The sequence below is a fragment of the Ruegeria sp. YTSC325 genome, assembly GCF_059609525.1.
In genome coordinates, this window is the sequence record NZ_JBXWLY010000002.1 from 366,128 (window position 1) to 384,984 (window position 18,857).

Here is an 18,857-nt window from a genome sequence, read left to right on the forward strand (position 1 = left end):
AGAGTTCCTTTGGCCTTAGCTTTTCTGACTGTCTTCAGGATCCAGCGTGTCGCGGTATTCTTCGGTCAGAGTTCCGCCTAACCGTTTGATTTCCTTGCGCACCGCATCGCGTTCGTCGTCGGGCATACGGCGGATATCGACAGTGGTGCCATCGTGGAAGGCCCAGATAAACGCGTGAACCCAAGGCACGATCGCCAGAAACCCCATCCACCCCATGATCTTAACGGCCTCGGCATGGGGGTGGTTGCGCTTGATAGCAATGCGCCCTGGCAGTCCCATGATGAACAAAAACAGTGCCATCACTGCAGCCAGCAGCAAAATGAGCGCGACAAATGTCAGGTAGTCATAGTAGCCTAGTGGCTGCCCCAATAATCCCATGCTCGTGCCTCCTTATGGGAAGGTTGACCCATCCTCATTTGTTAGCATCCACTTCGTCAATCAATTTATAGCTTGTCGGAGGGTCAGCGCAGATACCGGGACCACATTCCAGCAGGGCCGACACTGTGTTTAGAGCTCCGAGGCCCAATAGGGTAAAGAACGCGACTTTTGCCAGTATATTGCCGCCAAATCGGGGTTGCTCATTTGAAACGTCGGTGTATTGGCGCGAAAACAACAGCATAATGGCGGTTCCCAGCAGGATCAGGAAAAAGCAGATCGCGGCCCAGGTGTAGTAGTGATAGCCGAGAACCGGCGACCCGTAATGGCCGGTTCCCGGTACGATGTGCAGAAAGATCTGTCGGATCGAAACACTGATCCCAAACAGCGCCGAGATCAGCATTAGCGCATAATGTTGCGGTTGCGCGCCGTGTATCAGGTTTAGCGCTAATCCGACCCCGACCGCCATGAAACCCACGCGCTGCAACAGGCATAAAGGGCAGGGCAGTTCGTACAAGGCTAACTGATAAACGAAAGCCAGCAACAGTATCAGGCTAACCGCTAGGGCCCCAATCGCGTTTAGGCTGCGAGACAGTTCGGGTGTCACTGCCGTCTCCTAAAGCTGAATGGTCAGTTGACTGGTCGCGTGATAACGGAACCAGTAGACGCTCAGCGCCAGGGTTACGAAAAAAACCGCGTTGGCAGCCTTTTTCATCCGATAGTAGATCAGCCCTATAGCTGTTGTAAGCAGCGCGAATAGTAGTGCGATCATGTCTCGCACCCCTCTAATCATAAGAATTGCAATATGCTTAAATATTGTCAGCTTAGCTCGCGTCTGGCAAGAACTTGACGGTCAAAGTTCGCCTAAAGTGGAGGTCAGGTGCAGATTTCCAATCGCGTGCCCCAGTCAGCGCATTTCTGGACCAAGCTGCGTTGTAGCTGAGCATCGGTATAGAAGACATCCACATCAGACAGGGATGCGATGCGCGCTGGTGCTGAGCGCTGGAATTTCGAACTGTCTGCCGCAAGCATGACATGCCGCGCCTGTGCTATGATCGTTTGACTTACATGGACCTCTTGAAAGTCGAAATCCAGCAAGTCGCCCTCGGCGTCAAGCGCAGAGCAACTGATCACAGCGTAGTCAAATTTGAATTGCTCGATCGTCGAGGTCGTAAGGTTGCCAATCAGCCCTCCGTCCGACCGGCGCAGCACGCCACCTGCAACCACGATCTGACAGTGTGGGTTTTCGACAAGTATGTTGGCCACGTTCATGTTGTTCGTCACCACCATGAGGTCTTTGTGAGACAAAAGTTGGCGCGCGACCGCCTCGGTCGAGGTTCCGATGTTCATGAACACCGATGCACCGTCTGGAATGTCGCGCGCGCAGGACTGCGCGATCCGGGTCTTGATCTCGGCATTTAGGGCGCGTCGATCCTCGTAGCCGATGTTTGACACGCCGGACCGCAACACGGCGCCACCGTGAACGCGGTCCAATTTCCCCATGTCCGCAAGATCGGACAGGTCACGTCGGATGGTCTGAACAGTGACCTCAAAACGCGCGGCAAGGTCTTCAACCGCGACACGGCCATCTTGCTTGGCGATTTCCAGAATATCGGATTGTCGAAACGAAAGGGACACGTGATCCTCCGGTTGGAATGTTTTTTCGGTTTTCTTCTCTTTTTGAATAATATCAACCTTTGAAACAGGTGAATGTGCAATTTGTGCAGAAATGCGACAAATAAGAACGAGCTAAAACGAACATAAACGAAAAATATCGTTGACGACCCAAGGTCTCACCGGGTTAATGGCCGCAGATTTTCAACATCGGGACTCACCGGGTATGACAGTGCAAACAGACGATGTGGCCGACCTTTTCATTATCGGCGGAGGGATCAATGGTTGTGGCATTGCCCGCGACGCGGCCGGGCGCGGATTGTCGGTAACCTTGGCCGAGATGAACGATCTGGCGTCGGCCACTTCGTCAGCCTCGACCAAGTTGTTTCATGGTGGTTTGCGATATTTGGAGTACTTCGAATTCCGCCTTGTACGCGAGGCGCTGATTGAACGCGAAACACTGCTGCGTGCGATGCCGCATATCAGTTGGCCGATGCGCTTCGTTCTGCCGTATCACGAGGACATGCGGTTCGACTCGGATACGCCGACTTCGCGGCTTTTAAGCACCATAATGCCGTGGATGCGGGGGCGTCGTCCGGCCTGGCTGATCCGGCTAGGCTTGTTCATGTATGACCACCTTGGAGGGCGCAAGATATTGCCCGGTACCTCCTCATTGGATCTGCGATCTGCGCCTGAAGGTGCCCCGCTGAAAGACAAGTTTGAAACGGCCTATGAATACTCGGACTGCTGGATCGAAGATTCCCGGCTGGTTGTATTGAACGCCCGTGACGCCGAAGCCCGAGGTGCAAATATCATGGTGCGGACCGAGGTTCTTTCGGCCGAACGTGTTGCGGACCTTTGGCACGTCACGATCCGCGAAACAGGGACCGATGAAACCCGCGTCGTCCGCGCGAAGATGTTGATCAATGCGGGTGGGCCGTGGGTCGGGGATATCATACAGACCAAGATACGTGTGAACTCTCGTGAGGGGGTTCGTCTGGTCCGAGGCAGTCATATTGTAACGCGCAGGCTGTTTGACCACGATAAATGTTACTTCTTTCAGGGCGAAGATGGCCGCATCATCTTTGCCATACCGTATGAGAGGGATTTTACCCTGATTGGAACCACTGATCAGGACCACCCCAATCCATCAGAGCCGCCAGTCTGCACCGAGGTCGAGCAAGAATACCTCTGCACCTTCGCGACGAAGTATTTCGAGCAGCCGATCACGCGTGACGACATCGTCTGGACCTATTCCGGCGTGCGGCCATTGTATGACGATGGGGCCAGCAGCGCCACTGCTGCGACCCGTGATTATACGCTTAAGGTCGATGCGACAGGTGGTGCCCCGGTTTTGAACGTGTTCGGGGGGAAAATCACCACCTATCGACGGCTGGCTGAAAGCGCGATGGAGAAGGTGGCAGAGCATTTCTCTGATCTGCCGGGGCCATGGACGGCTAGTGTGTCCCTGCCAGGAGGTGACTTTCCCGTTGATGGTGTGCAGGATTTGATAGCAGGTTTGGAAGCTGATTATGCCTTTCTGGATAGGGCATGGGCAGAACGCTTGGTTCGCGCGTATGGCACCGAGGCTCGTGCAATTCTGGGTGACGCGCAAATCACCGAGGATTTGGGAGAGGATTTCGGCGCGAATCTGACTTCGAAAGAGCTGGAGTGGCTGGTCGAGAAGGAATACGCGCGCAGCGCCGAAGACATCGTCTGGCGGCGCAATAAACTGGGCCTAAGACTGACGCGGGATCAGATCGCCCACATCCAAGACTGGATCGAAAACCGCTAGAAAAAAGCCCCGCTTAAATGGCGGGGCTTTTGGGTTCAGGCGGTTTCCTCAGCGGGGTCAGGGTCATCCTTGATGCCTTTTAACCATTCTCGCAAGCCTTGCAGCAGGGCGTAGAGAACTGGAACGAGGATCACGCCGATTAGGGTAGCGGCCAGCATTCCGCCGAACACAGCCACACCGATCGCTTTCTGGCTGGCTGCACCTGCTCCGTTAGCGGCCAAGAGTGGAACGACCCCCAAAAGGAAAGACAGCGCTGTCATCATCACCGCGCGGAAACGCTGATGGGCAGCTTCGGCGGCGGCTTCTTTGATTGATAGTCCTTTGGCACGCTGTTCCATCGCGAATTCCACGATGAGGATGCCGTTCTTAGACGCCAGCCCTACAAGCATGATCATCCCGATCTGCGTATATAGGTTGATGTCGCTGCCTACGATAGCCACGGCAGCAACCGCTCCGAAAAGCGCGACAATCACAGACAGCAGAATGGAAACTGGAAGCGACCAGCTTTCGTATTGTCCGACAAGGAACAGGTATCCGAACAAGATCGCCAGTCCAAGGATCACGATCACCAGACCGCCCGAGGCCAGCTGCTGCTGGGCCGTACCGGTCCATTCAAACGCGTATCCGGGGGGCAGGGCGCTCGCAGATTCTTCGGTCATGACAGAGATGGCGTCGCCGGTCGATAGCCCCTCGGCCGGGACAGCCGTGACCGTGGCCGAACGGAACAGGTTGTGACGTTTCAGCAAAACCGGGCCGAGTACGTTTTCAACGTCGATCAGAGTGCCCAGAGGAACCATTTCGCCTTTTTGCGACCGAACATACAGGTTTGAGATATCGTCGACATTGTCCCGATACGTCCCATCGGCTTGGATCATCACACGATACACCCGTCCGAACAGGTTGAAGTCATTGACGTAGTAGGATCCCAATTGCGCTTGCATGGTCTGGAACACTTCGGCGACTGACACTTGCAGTGTCTTGGCCTTTTCACGGTCCAGATCGACGAACAGCTGCGGCACGTTTGCCCGGAAGGTCGTGTAAGCTTGCCCAATCTCGGGGCGCTGGTTCGCGGCATAGACGAAAGAGCCAACGGCCGAGGCTAGGTCCTGAGGAGTACCCCCACCGGTTTGCTGGACCTCCATCTCGACCCCGGCCGAGTTGCCAAGGCCCTGAATGGGGGGTGGGTTAAAGGCCACGATGGATGCAGCGGTTTCGCCATATGCAATGGCCAGCACCTTCTCCAGAATGGCATTTGCGCTCAGGTCGTCTTCCTGACGTTCGTCCCAGTTGTCGAGGTTCACAAAGATCGCGGCACCGTTGGTTGACGTCCCGTTCAGGATCGAGAAGCCGTTAATCAGAACCGTGTTGGCCACACCCGGAATTTCCCGGATTTGGTCATCCACGCGCTTGGTTACAACTTCGGTACGTTCCAGAGTTGCCGCATCGGGCAATTGCACATCGACGAACAAGTAGCCGTTGTCTTCAAGCGGCAGGAACCCGCTGGAGGTTTTGGACATGATTGTCCCGGTCCCCATCGCCAAAGCTACGATGATCCCCAGCGCAACGATCGGCAGGATCAGCAACCGGCGTACGATGGCGACATAGCCCGAACGTACCGAACCGATGAACCGCTCGAACACAGCCAGCAACCCTGTCGGTGGACCAGATCGTGCGCGCAGCACAAGACCACAAAGCGCGGGCGACAGCGTCAATGCGTTGATCGATGAGATCACAACCGCGGTTGAGATCGTCACGGCGAACTGCGAGTAGAGCCGCCCCGAGATGCCGGGCATGAAGGTCACGGGGACGAAAACCGCCAAAAGAACCAGCGTTGTCGCGATGACGGGACCGGTGATCTGGCCCATCGCCTTGCGGGTCGCCTCGGCCGGAGGCAGGCCTTCTTCTGCGATGATACGCTCGACGTTTTCGACCACCACAATGGCGTCATCGACCACGATCCCGATGGCCAAAACCAAGGCGAACAGCGAAATCGTGTTCAGGGACATTCCAAATAGGAGTAAGAAGGCAAAGGTCCCGATCAAAGACACGGGGATTGCGACCGCTGGAATGATGGTTGCTCGCCAACTGCCAAGAAAGACAAACACCACCGAGATCACCAAAATGAATGTCAGGATCAGGGTGGAAACCACATCGTTCAGCGATTGTTCAACAAAGTCGGTGGTATTGAACGGCACAGCATATTCTACATCTGTCGGGAATGACCGAGACAGCCGGTCAAGTTCAGCCTGCACCCGTTCCGAAACAGCCAGCGCATTTGCGCCCGGCGCCTGATAGATGCCGATGACCGTCGCAGGTACGCTTTGGAAATAGCCCGAAGCGGCGTAGTACTGTGCCCCAAGCTCGACCCGGGCGATGTCTTTGACACGCACGATGGCGCCTGCATCTCCGGTGCGAATGACAATCTCACCGAATTCGTTGGCGGATGTCAGGCGTCCCTTGGTTTTGATGGTATATTGAAACGTTTGCCCTTCAGGCACCGGAGGTGCGCCGATTGAGCCTGCCGAAACCTCGACGTTTTGTTCACGAATGGCGCTGATCACGTCGCCGGGTGTGATGGACAGGCCGGCCATTTTGTCAGGGTCCATCCAGATCCGCATCGCGTATTCCAGATTGGTCAGTACATCCGCCTTACCAACCCCCTGAACCCGCGCCAGCGCGTCTTTGAGATTGATTGAGGCATAGTTGGAGAGGAAAACACTGTCATATGTCCCGTTTGGCGACGTCAGCGTCACCAACAGCAGCATATTGGTGGATGCTTTTTGGGTCACGACACCGGACGCGGTCACTTCCGTCGGCAACGACGACATCGCTTGCGCCACGCGGTTCTGCACGTTGACAGATGCGATATCGGGGTCGGTGCCGACCTCGAATGTGACATTCAACGAGTAGGAGCCGTTATCCGATGAAGTCGACGTCATATAGATCATGTCGTCCACACCATTGACCTGAGCCTCGATCGGCGCGGCGACGGTGTTTTCTACGGTTTCGGCATTGGCGCCGGTGTACGTGGTCGAAACGCTGACCACGGGCGGTGTGATGTCAGGAAATTGCGCAACCGGCAGAACCAGATAGCCGATACCGCCCATGATGGTCAGCACCAACGAAATAACAAGTGCCAGCTTGGGCCGGCTAATGAACAGGGCAGAGAACATTCTTTATTCTCCCGGCTGCTGAGAGGCGACTACAGCATCTACAGCCACGCCGGGACGCACCCGCTGGAGGCCCTCAACGATCACGCTTTCACCTTCACGCAGACCATCCTTTACAATGATCGCTGTCTCTACGGTCGTGCCTGTGGTGATGTAACGCTGTTCAACCATCTGCTGGTCATTCACCACCAGAACAAAGTCACCACGCTGATCGCGCTGCAAAGCGGCTTGCGGGATCAACACCTCAGTCGTTGGTTTCAATGCCTCGATCTGTACGCTTAAGAATGCACCATCGACGATCAGACGCTTGGCGTTGTCGAATTGAGCGCGCACCCTGATCGCCCCGGTCAGCGGGTCTATTCGGTTGTCGACAAAGACGATTGTACCTTCCTCATCCAGTTCGGTCCCGTTGGGCAGGACAACTTTCACCACTGGGCTTTTATTGCTTTCCGCAAGCGAGGCGGCGTTTTCACCCACCGCTTGCAGAACCGACGTGAATTCCTTTTCGTTCAGCGAAAAATTCACATAGATGGGGGCTTCGCTGACGATATTCACTAGCGGCGGGTTATTCGGCCCAACAACATCCCCGACACTTGTCGTAGCGCGACCGATACGTCCATCAAAGGGAGCGTGGATTTCCGTATAGCTGAGATCAAGTTTGGCTTGTTTAATCGCGGCCTGCGCGGACTTGACCTCGGCTTCGGCCACCAGTTCGTTGGCGCGGGCAATGTCGCGTTCAGATTCCGGGGTCGCGTCACGCTCGTACAATTCCTGTTTACGTGCGAGCTCCACCTTGGCCAGTTCCAGATTGGCCTGCGCCCGGTCCAGATCGGCATTTCTGGCATCCAATGTCGCTTGGTAAAGGTCGGGTTCAATAGTGAACAGCAGATCGCCTTCCTTTACCAAAGCCCCGTCTTCGACGTTCTGGCTGTCCAGAAAACCACCGACGCGGGCAACAATATCGGCTTTGTCCAGCGCCTCGGCGCGGCCGATAAACGTCGCTTCCTCGGTTATTTCCTGAGTGTAAGCCGCAGCAATAGAAACCTTAGGCGGCGGGGCTTCGCTTTGGTCTTGCGCCGTGGCTGTTGATGCCACCCCGATCAAAGCCGCCGCTGTCGCGCGCCGCACGAAAGCCGGCGTCACGCTGGATAGGCAGAGTCTGGAAATCGTCTGTGAAAGGGGCATTGCAATCGCCTCACTGAAGTAAACTTTACGCGCCTCGGCACTTGCAGGGCGGCCGAGTCGACTAAACTCTCTGTGAGGATGGCGGTTTTAAGTTGATTTCTCAAGCATGTTGAACGCTGCGACCCGGCTTTTGGTTGCGGAAATTATGCTGATGATCCTTATATTTACTCACTGATGCGCCGAATTGAGGCGACCCTAAACGAAAAAGGGGCCATCAAGGCCCCCTGTGTTCTTGTGATGTCGTGAACCGTCAGTCGCGGGTGCCCGCAAAACGAGTTTGCCAGTCTTCGCGCTGTTCATCCGTAATCTTGGCGAAAAGAACATCTGGAACAGCAAATTCATGACCAGCGGGCAGGGCGTTCAACGCGGCTGCGATGTCTTCTGGCCAATCGGTGTCCAGCGTGTTCATCGCGCTCAGCATCCGAGCCGAGGTGATCGGGATGAACGGTGCGCTTAACACGGCGTACAGTCGGATCAGGTTCAGACCAAGGCGTACTTGTGCGGCAGCCTGTGCCGGGTCTTCCTTGAAGGTTGACCACGGCGCTGCGGATTGCAGGTATTCGTTGCCCGCGACCCAAATCGCACGCAGTTCTTGCGCTGATTTGCGGACCTCCATTGATTCCATAAAACCTTCATAGGCTCGGACCCGGCGGGTGAGCTCTGCGATAAGCTCTTGTTCACGCTCACCAAAAACGCCACCCTCAGGCACTGCCTCACCAAATTTCGAACGGCAGAACTTGGTGATCCGGCTGACAAAGTTGCCCAGCACGTCGGCCAGGTCCTTGTTCACCGACTGCTGGAAATTTTCCCATGTGAACTCGCTGTCGCTGCTTTCGGGCGCATGGCTCAGCAGCCACCAGCGCCAGTAATCGGCGGGCAGGATCTCAAGAGCCTGATCCATAAACACGCCACGACCCTGAGAGGTCGAGAACTGGCCGCCATCATAGTTCAGATAGTTGAAGGATTTCAGGTGATCGACCATCTTCCACGGCTCGCCTGATCCCAGAATGGTGGCCGGGAAGCTGAGCGTATGGAAAGGCACGTTATCTTTGCCCATGAACTGCACATAGCGCACGTCATCTGCGCCTTTGTCGGTGCGCCACCAGCGTTCCCACTCGGCATCCGGTTTTCCACTGGCATCGGCCCATTCCTTGGCACAGGCGATATATTCGATCGGCGCGTCGAACCAGACATAGAAGACTTTGCCTTCCATTCCCGGCCAGTCCTGATCGCCTTTCTTGACCGGAACGCCCCAGTCCAGATCGCGGGTGATACCTCGATCCTGCAGGCCGTCTCCGTCATGCAACCATTTCTTGGCAATCGAGGTGGTCAGGATTGGCCAGTCAGCTTTGCTGTCGATCCACGCATCCAGCTGATCTTTCATCGCGGATTGACGCAGATACAGGTGCTTGGTCTCGCGGACCTCAAGATCAGTCGAACCACTGATCGCGCTGCGCGGCTCGATCAGGTCGGTGGGGTCCAACTGTTTGGTACAGTTCTCACACTGATCGCCGCGTGCGCGGTCATAGCCGCAATTGGGGCAGGTGCCCTCGATATAGCGGTCGGGCAGGAACCGGCCATCGGCGTTGGAATAGACCTGTTTTTCGCTGACCTCACGGATCAGCCCGGCCTCGTCCAGTTTGCCCGCGAAATGCTGGGTCAGGTGCTTGTTCTGATCGCTGGACGACCGGCCAAAGTGATCAAAGCTCAGTCCGAACCGGTTTGCGATATCGGCCTGAACGCCATGCATCTCGGCGCAGTATTCGGCCACAGGCTTACCCGCCTTGGCGGCGGCGAGTTCCGCCGGGGTTCCGTGTTCGTCGGTGGCACACAGGAACATCACCTCATTCCCGCGGCCACGCTGATAGCGCGCGTACAGATCAGCCGGCAGCTGCGAGCCGATCAGGTTGCCGAGGTGCTTGATCCCGTTGATGTAGGGTATCGCCGAGGTGATGAGAATCCGAGCCATTTTGCGTGTCCACGTATCTGTCTGCGCGCCCGTCTACCTTATGTAACCGGGCAGCAAAAGCCCGGCTTTTGCGTGTGTTGTTATTTGTTAACTCAATTCGACCGGTTCAGGGGCTGTTTTTGTCGGCCTCACGTGACCGTTTCAACAGCCGCCCAATCGTGAAGGATGTTCGCGGAGCGTAGACATAGTTTGTTCGCTCATCCGGTGTCGGACGCGACCGCATTCGTGCTAGGCCAAACGCGATCAGGAATACATGACCCAAAGCAACAAAAGCAAACAACGCGCCGGGGCCGAACTGCTGAATCAGGTTAGACGATACATAGGGTGACGCAATCGCACCCAGCGCAAACCAGAACATCAATGCGGCAGAAAGCTCGACCCGTTCTTCGGTTGTGGCAAAGTCGTTTGCGTGCGCAGACGAGACGGAAAAGATCGGGAAAGTCGTCAATCCAAAGATCCCCGCAGCCAGCATCACGCCTATTGTTCCTGCCCCACCGGCTGCCATCGTGATGCCGCAACTCAGGACCGCTGCGGCAGACAGCCAGATCAACACCCAGCGACGGTCATACTTGTCTGCCAACCAACCTACCGGGTATTGCGCCAATGCCCCGCCCAGAACGAAGGACGCCAGAAAGAAAGCAATCTGGTCGACGCCAAGTCCGACCTCTTGCCCATAGACCGGCCCGACCATGCGGAAGGATGCCGAACTGAGCGCCGCGACGATCACGCCCGCCACAGCCAATGGTGAACTGCGCCATGCCAGTTTAGGACGCAGGCGAGGGGCGTCGGGCGTTTTAGGTTGGCTCGCCTTGGTCAAGGTCAGCGGCAACAGCGAGGCACAGCATAAAATGGCCAGCAAGTTGTATGAGACATAAGATGCGGGCGGCAGCACAGCGATGATCAACTGGGCACAGAGCGACGCGCCCAGATCGGCGATGCGGTAACTGCCCATGACACGGCCACGCGACTCGTTGGTGACCTTGGCGTTCAGCCAGGCCTCGATCACTGTATAGCACCCAGCGACACAGGTGCCTGACGCGATCCGTAGCACGGCCCAGACGTTCGGGTTTTCTGTCAGAGTATGCCCCAGCAACCCCATCGCGCCCAATGCCGTACAGACAGCAAAGGCGCGGGAATGCCCCACGCTGCCCATCAGACGAGGCGCCCACCAGCAACCCACAAAAAAGCCAATGAAATGCGACGATCCGAGCATACCAATCTGCTCGGTTGAAAAGTCCAGCGTCAGTCCCGAGATGGCGTCAAGCGGCCCCACGCCGCCGGTCGATAACTGCAGCAGAATAACCGAAAGAAACAGGGCGGCAAAAGAAATCATCGTGCGCATAACGATACCACCTTGGGACATCCGCAGCGAGATGCGCGCAGCTTATCGACCTTGACGCGTCGTTTTTTTGCTATTGTGAGCGTTGGATTTCCGCCCGGATGTCCAAGCCTACGGTGTCCTGTACCAGATCAGCATAGCCTGACGCTCCGAAATCGTGCCGGTTCAACTCTCCGGTCAGGCGGATGGACAGATCGTCCAGATTGTCAGCGGCACTGCCCGGAGGTCGGAATAAATCAGCTTTCAACTCGATTGGGCGGGTGACGCCACGAACGGTCAAATCCCCGCTGATCTTGGCGCCCTGAGAGATGCGGCCGCTTTCACCAAGTTGTACGCTTGTTGACACAAAATGGATGGTCGGAAACCCTTCGGCATCCAGGACGCTCTCGCTCAGCATGGGTTTGTGGGCGAATGGCAGCTTGGTCCGCGCTTTGGCGACGTTCAGGATCACGTCCACACGGCTGTTCAGCAGGTCGTTCAGGTCGATCCGAATGTCGGCGGATTCGATGGGCATGGTGCCGGATTGTGAGATGCCGGAAAGGTCAAAGGTGAAATCGACCGATGTTCCATCCGGCACCAATTGGTACGTGCGCGGCGCAGCCAGTGCTGAACCCGCAAGGGTCAGTACAGCCAAACCTGCCAGTACGGCGCGTCGTGTTACTTGGGTCATGCCATGACCTCTTGCCTGCGGGGGCGCGAGCGCTTCAGCAACATCAGCAGGATTGCGATGTTCAGCCCGTTCCAGAGAATGCCGTTGATAAAGGCCAATTGATAATTTCCGGTTACGTCGTAAATCCAGCCCGACATCCAGCCGCCCAGAGCCATCCCCATGATGGTCATCATCATGACAAAGCCCACGCGGGCTCCGGCCTCTTGCGGAGGCATGTATTCGCGCACAACCAGCGCATAGCTGGGTACGATCCCACCCTGTGCTAACCCGAACATGAGGCTGATGATGTAAAGCGAAACCATCCCGTCATAAGGCAGGAACAGAAACAGAGCGATGCATTGCAGTATTGACCCGATCAGCAGGGTCATCAGCCCGCCCAGCTTGTCGGCCACCATCCCGGAAATCACGCGGCTGACCACGCCGCCTAGCAACATCAGTGACAGCATCTCGGCCCCGACGGCGGGCCCATAGCCCAGCCCGACGCAATACGAGACGATATGGACCTGCGGCATCGACATCGCAACGCAACACCCGATCCCGGCCAGACCCAGAATGTATTGCAACGCGCGCGGCGAGATCCCGACGCTGCTTGCCTTGATGCTGGCGCTCGCGGCTGCGGTCTGATGCGCCTCGGCCGGAACCTGACGGCGCAGCAACAGGGACAGGGGGATGACGATCACCGGAGTTATTAGAGCCAGCGTCAGATAGACCTGCTGCCAGCCGTCGCGCGCCAGAATATCGGACAGAAGGGTGGGCCAGATCGCGCCCGACAGGTAGTTGCCGCTGGCCACCAGTGCCACGGCAATGCCGCGCCGCTTCATGAACCAGTGCGAGATATCAGCGATCAGCGGACCAAACCCGATCGAGGTGCCTAGTCCCACCAACAGATGTGCTAGCGACAGCATGACCATGTTCGGCGCTAGGGTTGCCAGCACATAGCTGACGGTGCTGAGCACGGCCGCTCCGATCAACGCTTTGGTCACACCCAGCCGATCGACCAGTTGCCCCAGCCACATGTTCCCCAGCGCAAAGCCGATCATGGTCAGAACGTAAGGCAACGAGGCTTCGGCCCGCCCCGCGTCGAACTGTGTCTCGATCGCGGGCATGACCACGATGACCGCCCACATGCCCACATTCGCCACCATCGCGATGGCAAGTGTGATTGTAAGGCGTAGCCAAGAATAGCGGCTGTCGTGGATTGCGTGGCTCATTCCCGGAACGCTAGGGCGCGGGGTGGGGGTTGGCTAGTCACTTCTTTCGTGATCACGCTGTGGTGTCACGACAATACCTCGTCGGTTGCCGTTCTTTGCAGGTTCAATCCGGCGCGCGGTTTGGTCTGCGTAGCGTGCCACGTGATCGGGGGCAGGGCGCGGGCACGGCGGCGGGTTAGGGTCCAGCGGCGCGCTTCTTGGGCATGATCAGCGGCCATGTGCCAACGCGTCTCAACCCCCTGCGCGCCGCCATCACCCGGTGTCAGCAACAGCCCCAGCGGAGCCCGCCCCAGCGTGCCCCCCTGTTCGGCGGCCAGATGCATTCGGCGCACGGGCGTCAGGCTGGGCGCACCAGGCAGGTCACCGATGATCAGCGGGATCGCCCCGCTGCGCAGGGCCTCTTCCAGACACCATAAAATATCCTCGGCGCGGGTTGGGTGGACAAAGATGAAGCGGCCGGGATCGACAAAGGGCATCATGCCGTCAGGGTTCAACTGGCCCGGCTCCCACGCGGGGGAAATCCACAGCACGGGACCTTGCGTCTGACCGGCCAGCCAGGTGGCGAAACTGCGTCGAGCAGGGCCACAGGCTTCGTGCACGCGGCCCAGTTGTAAGGTGATCTGAGGATGCAGTGCAAGGCCCGCTGCTGTGCGTTTGGCTTTACGATCAAGAAGATGTGCAGACATGCATTCATGTTAGCATGTTCTTATTTTGTTCTCAATGGTGGATTGAAGTCAGCGAGACAGGATCATGCGCCCATCCGCAAACTGGATGTTCGAGAAAAGATGCAGATAGTCCATGCCCAGCAGCGACTGGAACAGCTCTCCTTCATTTACCCAGGCCGAGACATTGCGATCTGTAACCGGGCCCAGCGTCAGCGTATCCAGACGCACCGGTGCCGTCCGGACCTCGCCATTCGCCGTTGCGGCGCGGCCGATATAGTTCAACTGATCAGTATCAATGCCCAGACGTTCGGCGTCGCGCTGGGCCAGCACAATCTGGCTGGCTCCTGTATCAACAAGAAAGGTGATCGACTGGCCGTTAACCTCGACCGGCAGATAGTAGTGACCATCATACGCACGGGGGACCTCGATCACCTCGCCGGTTACGGTCATCTGAGGAGACGGACCAACAGTTGAGCGGATATCTTCCCATAGGCCGACCACGGCGATAACGCCAATGAAAATGAACACCCAGGCCATCGCCTGTTGCAAGGTTTTGTTCAGGGATTGCCGGTTTTGCGAAAAAAACCACGCCACAACAGCCGCGCCAAGCAGGCTCAAATATGCCAAACGTGCAAAGCTGTCGCCGTCCATACCATCATCCTATCCAATTCTATTGAAAGATATATGGGGGTCAGGACGCAAAACCAAAGGCTTTGAGACCATCCAATATGAACTGAACAGACAGAGCCGCCAGCAGCATTCCCAACAAACGGGTCAGCACGTTCAAACCGGTTTTGCCCAGAATGCGCGCGATCACGCCACCCGACAGGAAAAAAATGAAAACAACGGCCATGACGGCCAGCATGACGATGCAAGCCTCGACGATACCCAAAACGCCGGGGTGCTGCCCGGCCAGCAGAATGATCGTGGCAATCGAGCCTGGCCCCGCGATCAACGGAATGGCCAACGGGAACACGGACGGGTCGGGGTGTTCCTCTTCCTCGGCCCGGTCCTCGCGCCGTTTGGTACGGCGGTCAAACAGCATGTCCAGCGCGGTCAGGAACAGCAATGCGCCACCAGCGACGCGGAACGCCTCCATCGAGATGCCAACAAAGCCCAGCACCGCCTCGCCAAAGGCCGCAAAGGCGATCAGGATGCAAACGGCGGTCAGGCAGCTACGGATCGCGGTTTTGCGGCGGGTTGCGGCATCCATATCCTGTGTCAGCGCCACGAAGATGGGCGTGGTGCCAAAGGGGTCGATCACCACGAACAGGGTGGTGAATGCGGTGACGAAAAAGGCTAGGTCGATCATTCTGTGGCACTGCCCTGAAGTTCTGTCAGGATTGCCACGGCCTTATCGGCCTGATCGCTGGGAACATAAACATGGTCATGGTGATACCCCGCAACCATGTTTGCCGGAATGTCAGCTTGCGCAAGCGCACTTGAGACGGCAGCGGTTAGGCCGACACCTTCAAGCGAGGAATGCACCTGCAGGGTAATGCAGCGCATAGGTACAGCGCCGTTCTGCGCTGCCTCGAAGGGAACGATCAGCGAAAGGCCCTCGGCCTCGATACAGCTGGCCCGTGTGCCCCTTGGCCATTCTGCGTCGGGCGGCCAGACAACAAAGGCATATTCACCGGGCTGAAGCGCGGGGCGCATACCGGCAATCATATCTTTAGTTTCGGTGACTGGGGAAGTCATGACGCTTCGGCTTCCTCCAGACGTTCTGCGGCGGACACCCAAAGGGCTTCGGCTTTTTGCATCGCTTCAACCACCTCAGCGAATTTGCGATTCCAGGTTTCCAGATCGTTGATCCGATCGTCTTCATACAAGGCCGGATCGGCAAGTTTTGCAGACAGCTTTTCATGCATATCCGTCAGCTTCTCAATCCGGTCTTCGCATTTGCGCAGATCGGCGCGAAGGGCCAGCATCGCATCCCGCGAGGGGCGTTTTGGTTTCGCGGCGGCAGGCTTTTCCTTGACCGGCTTGTCGCGGGCCAGCAGCAGGGCACGATAGGCCTCCAAATCGCCCTCGAACGGTTTTACCGACCCGTCCGATACAAGCCACAGCCGATCCGCAACCAGCGACAGCAGGTGCATGTCGTGGCTGACCAGAACCACCGCGCCGGAATAGGCGGTCAACGCTTCGACCAGCGCTTCGCGGCTTTCGATATCCAGATGGTTGGTGGGTTCGTCCAGAATCAGCATATGCGGCGCGTCGATCGTGGCCAGCAGCAGCGACAGGCGTGCTTTCTGGCCGCCCGACAGACGCCCGACCTCTGTATCCGCCTGGTCGGCATTCAGGCCAAACCCGGCCAGACGGGATCGCCACTTGCCCGGTGCCTCATCCGGGCGCAGGCGGCGCAGGTGGTCCAGAGGAGTTTCGTCCACATACAGCTCATCCACCTGATGCTGCGCGAAATAGCCGATGCGCAGCTTGGAACTGCGGGTCATCTTGCCTGCCATCAGGGGCAGGCGGTCGGACAGCAGTTTGGACAAGGTCGATTTGCCCTGACCGTTCTTACCCAGTAGGGCGATGCGATCATCCTGATCAATGCGCAGGTTCAGACGGCGCAGCACTTCGGTGTCGCCATAGCCTGTGATACCGCCCTCAAGGTGAATGATCGGGGGCGACAGTTCCTCGGGCTCGGGGAAGGAAAACGCGCGCAGGGCGGCCTCTTGCGGGGTCGAGACCAGCTGAATGCGCTCGATCATCTTCAGGCGCGACTGGGCCTGCACGGCCTTGGTGGCCTTGGCGCGGAACCGGTCCACGAAGCTCTGCAGATGAGCGATGCGGGCCTTGGCCTTGGCATTTTCCGATTCCGCCTGAGCAATGCGTTCGGCGCGGCGTTCGGCGAATTTGTCGTAAGGCACGGCGTAGTAGGTCAGCTTGCGATCTTCCAGATGCAGGATCGACCCCACCGCGCGGTTCAACAGCCCTCGGTCGTGGCTGATGATGATGACTGTATGCGGGTATTTGGCCAGATAGCTTTCCAGCCACAGCGCGCCTTCAAGGTCCAGATAGTTGGTCGGTTCGTCCAGCAGCAGCAGATCGGGCTGCGAAAACAGTACTGCCGCCAGCGCGACACGCATCCGCCACCCGCCCGAGAAATCCGAGCAGGGTTTCAGCTGATCCTCGTCGTCAAACCCCAGACCTTTCAGGATCGAGGCCGCGCGCGCTTCGGCCGACCAAGCGTCGATATCGGCCAGCCGGGTCTGAATGTCAGCGATGCGGGCAGGGTCGGTGGCGCTGTCGGCCTCGGCCATCAGGGAACTGCGTTCGGTATCGGCGGCCAGAACGGTATTGATCAGCGAGACATCGGAGGAGGGTACCTCTTGCGCCACACCGCCGATCCGCGCGCGTTTGGGCAGCAGGATATTGCCCGATTCCAGCGCCAATTCCCCCCGGATCAGGCGGAACAGGGTGGTCTTGCCGGTGCCATTGCGGCCCACAAGCCCAACCTTGTGCCCATCGGGAATGGTGGCACTGGCCGCATCGAACAAAGGGCGGCCTTCGACGGCGTAATTGATGTCTTCGATCCGTAGCATGGGCCGCTCTTAGCAGAGCCGTGATGCCGCCGCCAGCGGCTTGGCATGTTCATCATGCGATCAGTGTGATAGCGCTGACATGTTTGAATGAACTGGAACCCTCGATGAAGCCCGCGCAGACACCACCGTCGATGATCACACTGGTCCTGCTGACCGGGTTGTCAGTGCTGTCGCTGAACATGTTCCTGCCGTCTCTGCCCGCCATAGGCGTATCGCTGGAGGCGGACTATGCGTTGGTGAACCTGTCGGTCGCGGGTTATCTGGCGCTGTCGGCGGTGCTGCAGTTGATCATGGGACCTTTGTCCGACCGCTTCGGGCGCAGGCCGGTTTTGCTGGTCTGCATGGTTATCTTCGTGGTGGCCTCAATCGGCTGTGCGTTGGCAAATTCGATCTGGGCGTTTCTTGGGTTCCGAATGCTGCAGGGCGCGGTGATCGCGGGGCAGGTGCTGGCCCGCGCTGCGATCCGCGACATGCACCCACCGAATGAGGCTGCCGCCAAACTAGGCTATGTCTCGATGGCCATGGCGCTCGCCCCGATGCTGGGGCCGATGCTGGGCGGTCTGCTCGAGATGCTGTTTGGCTGGCGCGCGGGGTTTGTTTTGTATGTTCTTCTGGGCACGGGCCTCTTGGCGTTGATCTGGGTCGATCTGGGCGAGACCAACACAAACACAACGGCCACTTTCGCCGCGCAGATGAGGCTTTATCCGCAGCTCTTCAACTCACGCCGGTTCTGGGGCTATTCCTTCTGCGCCGCGTTTTCGATTGGCGGGTTCTACGCCTTCATCACCGGCGCGCCCTTAGTTGCGGCGACGTGGTTCGACCTGAACCCCGCGCTTCTCGGGCTGGGGATCGGGATCATTACGCTGGGGTTCATGGCGGGCAGCTACCTGACCGGGCGTCTAGCGGCGCGGATCCGGTTGAACTCCATGATTTTGACGGGGCGGGTGATAGCCTCGGTCGGGCCCTTGATGGGGTTCGTGGTTTTCGCGGCCGAAGGCGGCAGCGTCTGGACCTTTTTCGGCTCGGCTATTCTGGTTGGGTTCGGCAACGGGTTGACGGTGGCCAATGCGACTGCCGGGCTGATGTCGGTGCGTCCGCAACTGGCGGGCAGCGCGGCGGGATTGTCGGGCGCGATGACCGTGGCGTTGGGAGCCGTGCTGACCATGGCCACTGGGGCCTTGGTTACTGCCGAGAATGGTCCTTATCTCGTTCTCGGCATGATGTGCCTCAGCAGTTTCGCCGGGCTTCTGTCCATCCTCTATGTTCGCCGGGTCGACCAGTTGGACCCATTGCCGGACACGATCTGAGCGCCACGC

The 18,857-nt window shown here is 57.9% G+C and carries 17 protein-coding genes; 2 read left to right on the forward strand and 15 right to left on the reverse strand.

Features of this window, described 5'->3' with window-relative positions; all coding sequences use genetic code 11:
• Positions 1-15: 15 nt before the first annotated feature.
• From AC2FF7_RS04595 to AC2FF7_RS04610, 4 genes are all read right to left on the reverse strand, one after another.
• Positions 16-378, reverse strand: coding sequence for a DUF3302 domain-containing protein (locus tag AC2FF7_RS04595; protein WP_170750798.1), 363 nt, complete (start codon positions 376-378; stop codon positions 16-18).
• Between the two features lie 34 nt (positions 379-412).
• Positions 413-982 carry a disulfide bond formation protein B gene (locus AC2FF7_RS04600; RefSeq protein ID WP_480867440.1) on the reverse strand — a complete coding sequence of 190 codons (570 nt, stop codon included), beginning with the start codon at positions 980-982 and terminating at the stop codon, positions 413-415.
• A 9-nt stretch (positions 983-991) separates the two neighbouring features.
• Entirely contained in the window at positions 992-1,147 is a 156-nt protein-coding gene (locus tag AC2FF7_RS04605; protein ID WP_170352935.1) for a DUF5993 family protein, read from the reverse strand.
• Between the two features lie 104 nt (positions 1,148-1,251).
• Positions 1,252-2,013, reverse strand: coding sequence for a DeoR/GlpR family DNA-binding transcription regulator (locus tag AC2FF7_RS04610; RefSeq protein ID WP_170352937.1), 762 nt, complete (start codon positions 2,011-2,013; stop codon positions 1,252-1,254).
• Positions 2,014-2,215: 202 nt separating this feature from the next.
• On the opposite strand from AC2FF7_RS04610, the gene glpD reads away from it, so the two are divergent.
• Complete coding sequence (gene glpD, locus AC2FF7_RS04615) at positions 2,216-3,784, forward strand: glycerol-3-phosphate dehydrogenase (protein ID WP_496905259.1); 1,569 nt, start codon at positions 2,216-2,218, stop codon at positions 3,782-3,784.
• Positions 3,785-3,819: 35 nt separating this feature from the next.
• Here glpD and AC2FF7_RS04620 read toward each other — a convergent pair whose 3' ends face one another.
• The 11 genes from AC2FF7_RS04620 to AC2FF7_RS04670 form a co-directional block, all read right to left on the reverse strand.
• Positions 3,820-6,957 (reverse strand): efflux RND transporter permease subunit, encoded by a 3,138-nt coding sequence (locus tag AC2FF7_RS04620; protein ID WP_480867444.1) that lies wholly within the window; start codon positions 6,955-6,957, stop codon positions 3,820-3,822.
• A gap of 3 nt (positions 6,958-6,960) precedes the next feature.
• The gene (locus AC2FF7_RS04625) at positions 6,961-8,139 is read right to left on the reverse strand and encodes an efflux RND transporter periplasmic adaptor subunit (RefSeq protein ID WP_480867446.1); all 1,179 of its coding nucleotides are present in this window, start codon (positions 8,137-8,139) and stop codon (positions 6,961-6,963) included.
• A gap of 250 nt (positions 8,140-8,389) precedes the next feature.
• Positions 8,390-10,108 (reverse strand): methionine--tRNA ligase, encoded by a 1,719-nt coding sequence (gene metG / locus AC2FF7_RS04630; protein WP_480867448.1) that lies wholly within the window; start codon positions 10,106-10,108, stop codon positions 8,390-8,392.
• A 106-nt stretch (positions 10,109-10,214) separates the two neighbouring features.
• Positions 10,215-11,450, reverse strand: coding sequence for an MFS transporter (locus AC2FF7_RS04635; RefSeq protein WP_480867449.1), 1,236 nt, complete (start codon positions 11,448-11,450; stop codon positions 10,215-10,217).
• Positions 11,451-11,520: 70 nt separating this feature from the next.
• Complete coding sequence (locus tag AC2FF7_RS04640) at positions 11,521-12,117, reverse strand: YceI family protein (RefSeq protein ID WP_496905260.1); 597 nt, start codon at positions 12,115-12,117, stop codon at positions 11,521-11,523.
• The gene (locus AC2FF7_RS04645) at positions 12,114-13,328 is read right to left on the reverse strand and encodes an MFS transporter (protein ID WP_480496115.1); all 1,215 of its coding nucleotides are present in this window, start codon (positions 13,326-13,328) and stop codon (positions 12,114-12,116) included. Before AC2FF7_RS04645 ends, AC2FF7_RS04640 begins: the two co-directional genes overlap by 4 nt.
• A 65-nt stretch (positions 13,329-13,393) precedes the next feature.
• Positions 13,394-14,014 carry an ImuA family protein gene (locus tag AC2FF7_RS04650; RefSeq protein ID WP_480496113.1) on the reverse strand — a complete coding sequence of 207 codons (621 nt, stop codon included), beginning with the start codon at positions 14,012-14,014 and terminating at the stop codon, positions 13,394-13,396.
• A 48-nt stretch (positions 14,015-14,062) separates the two neighbouring features.
• Positions 14,063-14,644, reverse strand: coding sequence for a retropepsin-like aspartic protease family protein (locus AC2FF7_RS04655; RefSeq protein ID WP_170352955.1), 582 nt, complete (start codon positions 14,642-14,644; stop codon positions 14,063-14,065).
• Positions 14,645-14,684: 40 nt separating this feature from the next.
• On the reverse strand, positions 14,685-15,305 hold the full coding sequence (locus AC2FF7_RS04660) for a MarC family protein (RefSeq protein ID WP_170352956.1): 621 nt from the start codon (positions 15,303-15,305) through the stop codon (positions 14,685-14,687).
• Positions 15,302-15,694 carry an ACT domain-containing protein gene (locus AC2FF7_RS04665; protein ID WP_480867454.1) on the reverse strand — a complete coding sequence of 131 codons (393 nt, stop codon included), beginning with the start codon at positions 15,692-15,694 and terminating at the stop codon, positions 15,302-15,304. Before AC2FF7_RS04665 ends, AC2FF7_RS04660 begins: the two co-directional genes overlap by 4 nt.
• Positions 15,691-17,541, reverse strand: a complete 1,851-nt coding sequence (locus tag AC2FF7_RS04670) for an ABC-F family ATP-binding cassette domain-containing protein (RefSeq protein WP_496848400.1) — start codon at positions 17,539-17,541, stop codon at positions 15,691-15,693. The genes AC2FF7_RS04665 and AC2FF7_RS04670 overlap by 4 nt, the downstream gene beginning before the upstream one ends.
• 104 nt (positions 17,542-17,645) lie before the next feature.
• Between AC2FF7_RS04670 and AC2FF7_RS04675 the strand changes: the two genes are divergently transcribed.
• Positions 17,646-18,848: a multidrug effflux MFS transporter gene (locus AC2FF7_RS04675; protein ID WP_496905300.1), complete on the forward strand. Its 1,203-nt coding sequence runs from the start codon at positions 17,646-17,648 to the stop codon at positions 18,846-18,848.
• Positions 18,849-18,857 lie beyond the last annotated feature (9 nt).

Coding starts and splice junctions, on each gene's coding strand:
- AC2FF7_RS04595 (WP_170750798.1), bottom strand. CDS start 378: ATGGGATTATTGGGGCAGCCACTAGGCTACTATGACTACCTGACATTT.
- AC2FF7_RS04605 (WP_170352935.1), bottom strand. CDS start 1,147: ATGATCGCACTACTATTCGCGCTGCTTACAACAGCTATAGGGCTGATC.
- glpD (WP_496905259.1), top strand. CDS start 2,216: ATGACAGTGCAAACAGACGATGTGGCCGACCTTTTCATTATCGGCGGA.
- AC2FF7_RS04620 (WP_480867444.1), bottom strand. CDS start 6,957: ATGTTCTCTGCCCTGTTCATTAGCCGGCCCAAGCTGGCACTTGTTATT.
- AC2FF7_RS04625 (WP_480867446.1), bottom strand. CDS start 8,139: ATGCCCCTTTCACAGACGATTTCCAGACTCTGCCTATCCAGCGTGACG.
- metG (WP_480867448.1), bottom strand. CDS start 10,108: ATGGCTCGGATTCTCATCACCTCGGCGATACCCTACATCAACGGGATC.
- AC2FF7_RS04635 (WP_480867449.1), bottom strand. CDS start 11,450: ATGCGCACGATGATTTCTTTTGCCGCCCTGTTTCTTTCGGTTATTCTG.
- AC2FF7_RS04640 (WP_496905260.1), bottom strand. CDS start 12,117: ATGACCCAAGTAACACGACGCGCCGTACTGGCAGGTTTGGCTGTACTG.
- AC2FF7_RS04645 (WP_480496115.1), bottom strand. CDS start 13,328: ATGAGCCACGCAATCCACGACAGCCGCTATTCTTGGCTACGCCTTACA.
- AC2FF7_RS04650 (WP_480496113.1), bottom strand. CDS start 14,014: ATGTCTGCACATCTTCTTGATCGTAAAGCCAAACGCACAGCAGCGGGC.
- AC2FF7_RS04655 (WP_170352955.1), bottom strand. CDS start 14,644: ATGGACGGCGACAGCTTTGCACGTTTGGCATATTTGAGCCTGCTTGGC.
- AC2FF7_RS04660 (WP_170352956.1), bottom strand. CDS start 15,305: ATGATCGACCTAGCCTTTTTCGTCACCGCATTCACCACCCTGTTCGTG.
- AC2FF7_RS04665 (WP_480867454.1), bottom strand. CDS start 15,694: ATGACTTCCCCAGTCACCGAAACTAAAGATATGATTGCCGGTATGCGC.
- AC2FF7_RS04670 (WP_496848400.1), bottom strand. CDS start 17,541: ATGCTACGGATCGAAGACATCAATTACGCCGTCGAAGGCCGCCCTTTG.
- AC2FF7_RS04675 (WP_496905300.1), top strand. CDS start 17,646: ATGAAGCCCGCGCAGACACCACCGTCGATGATCACACTGGTCCTGCTG.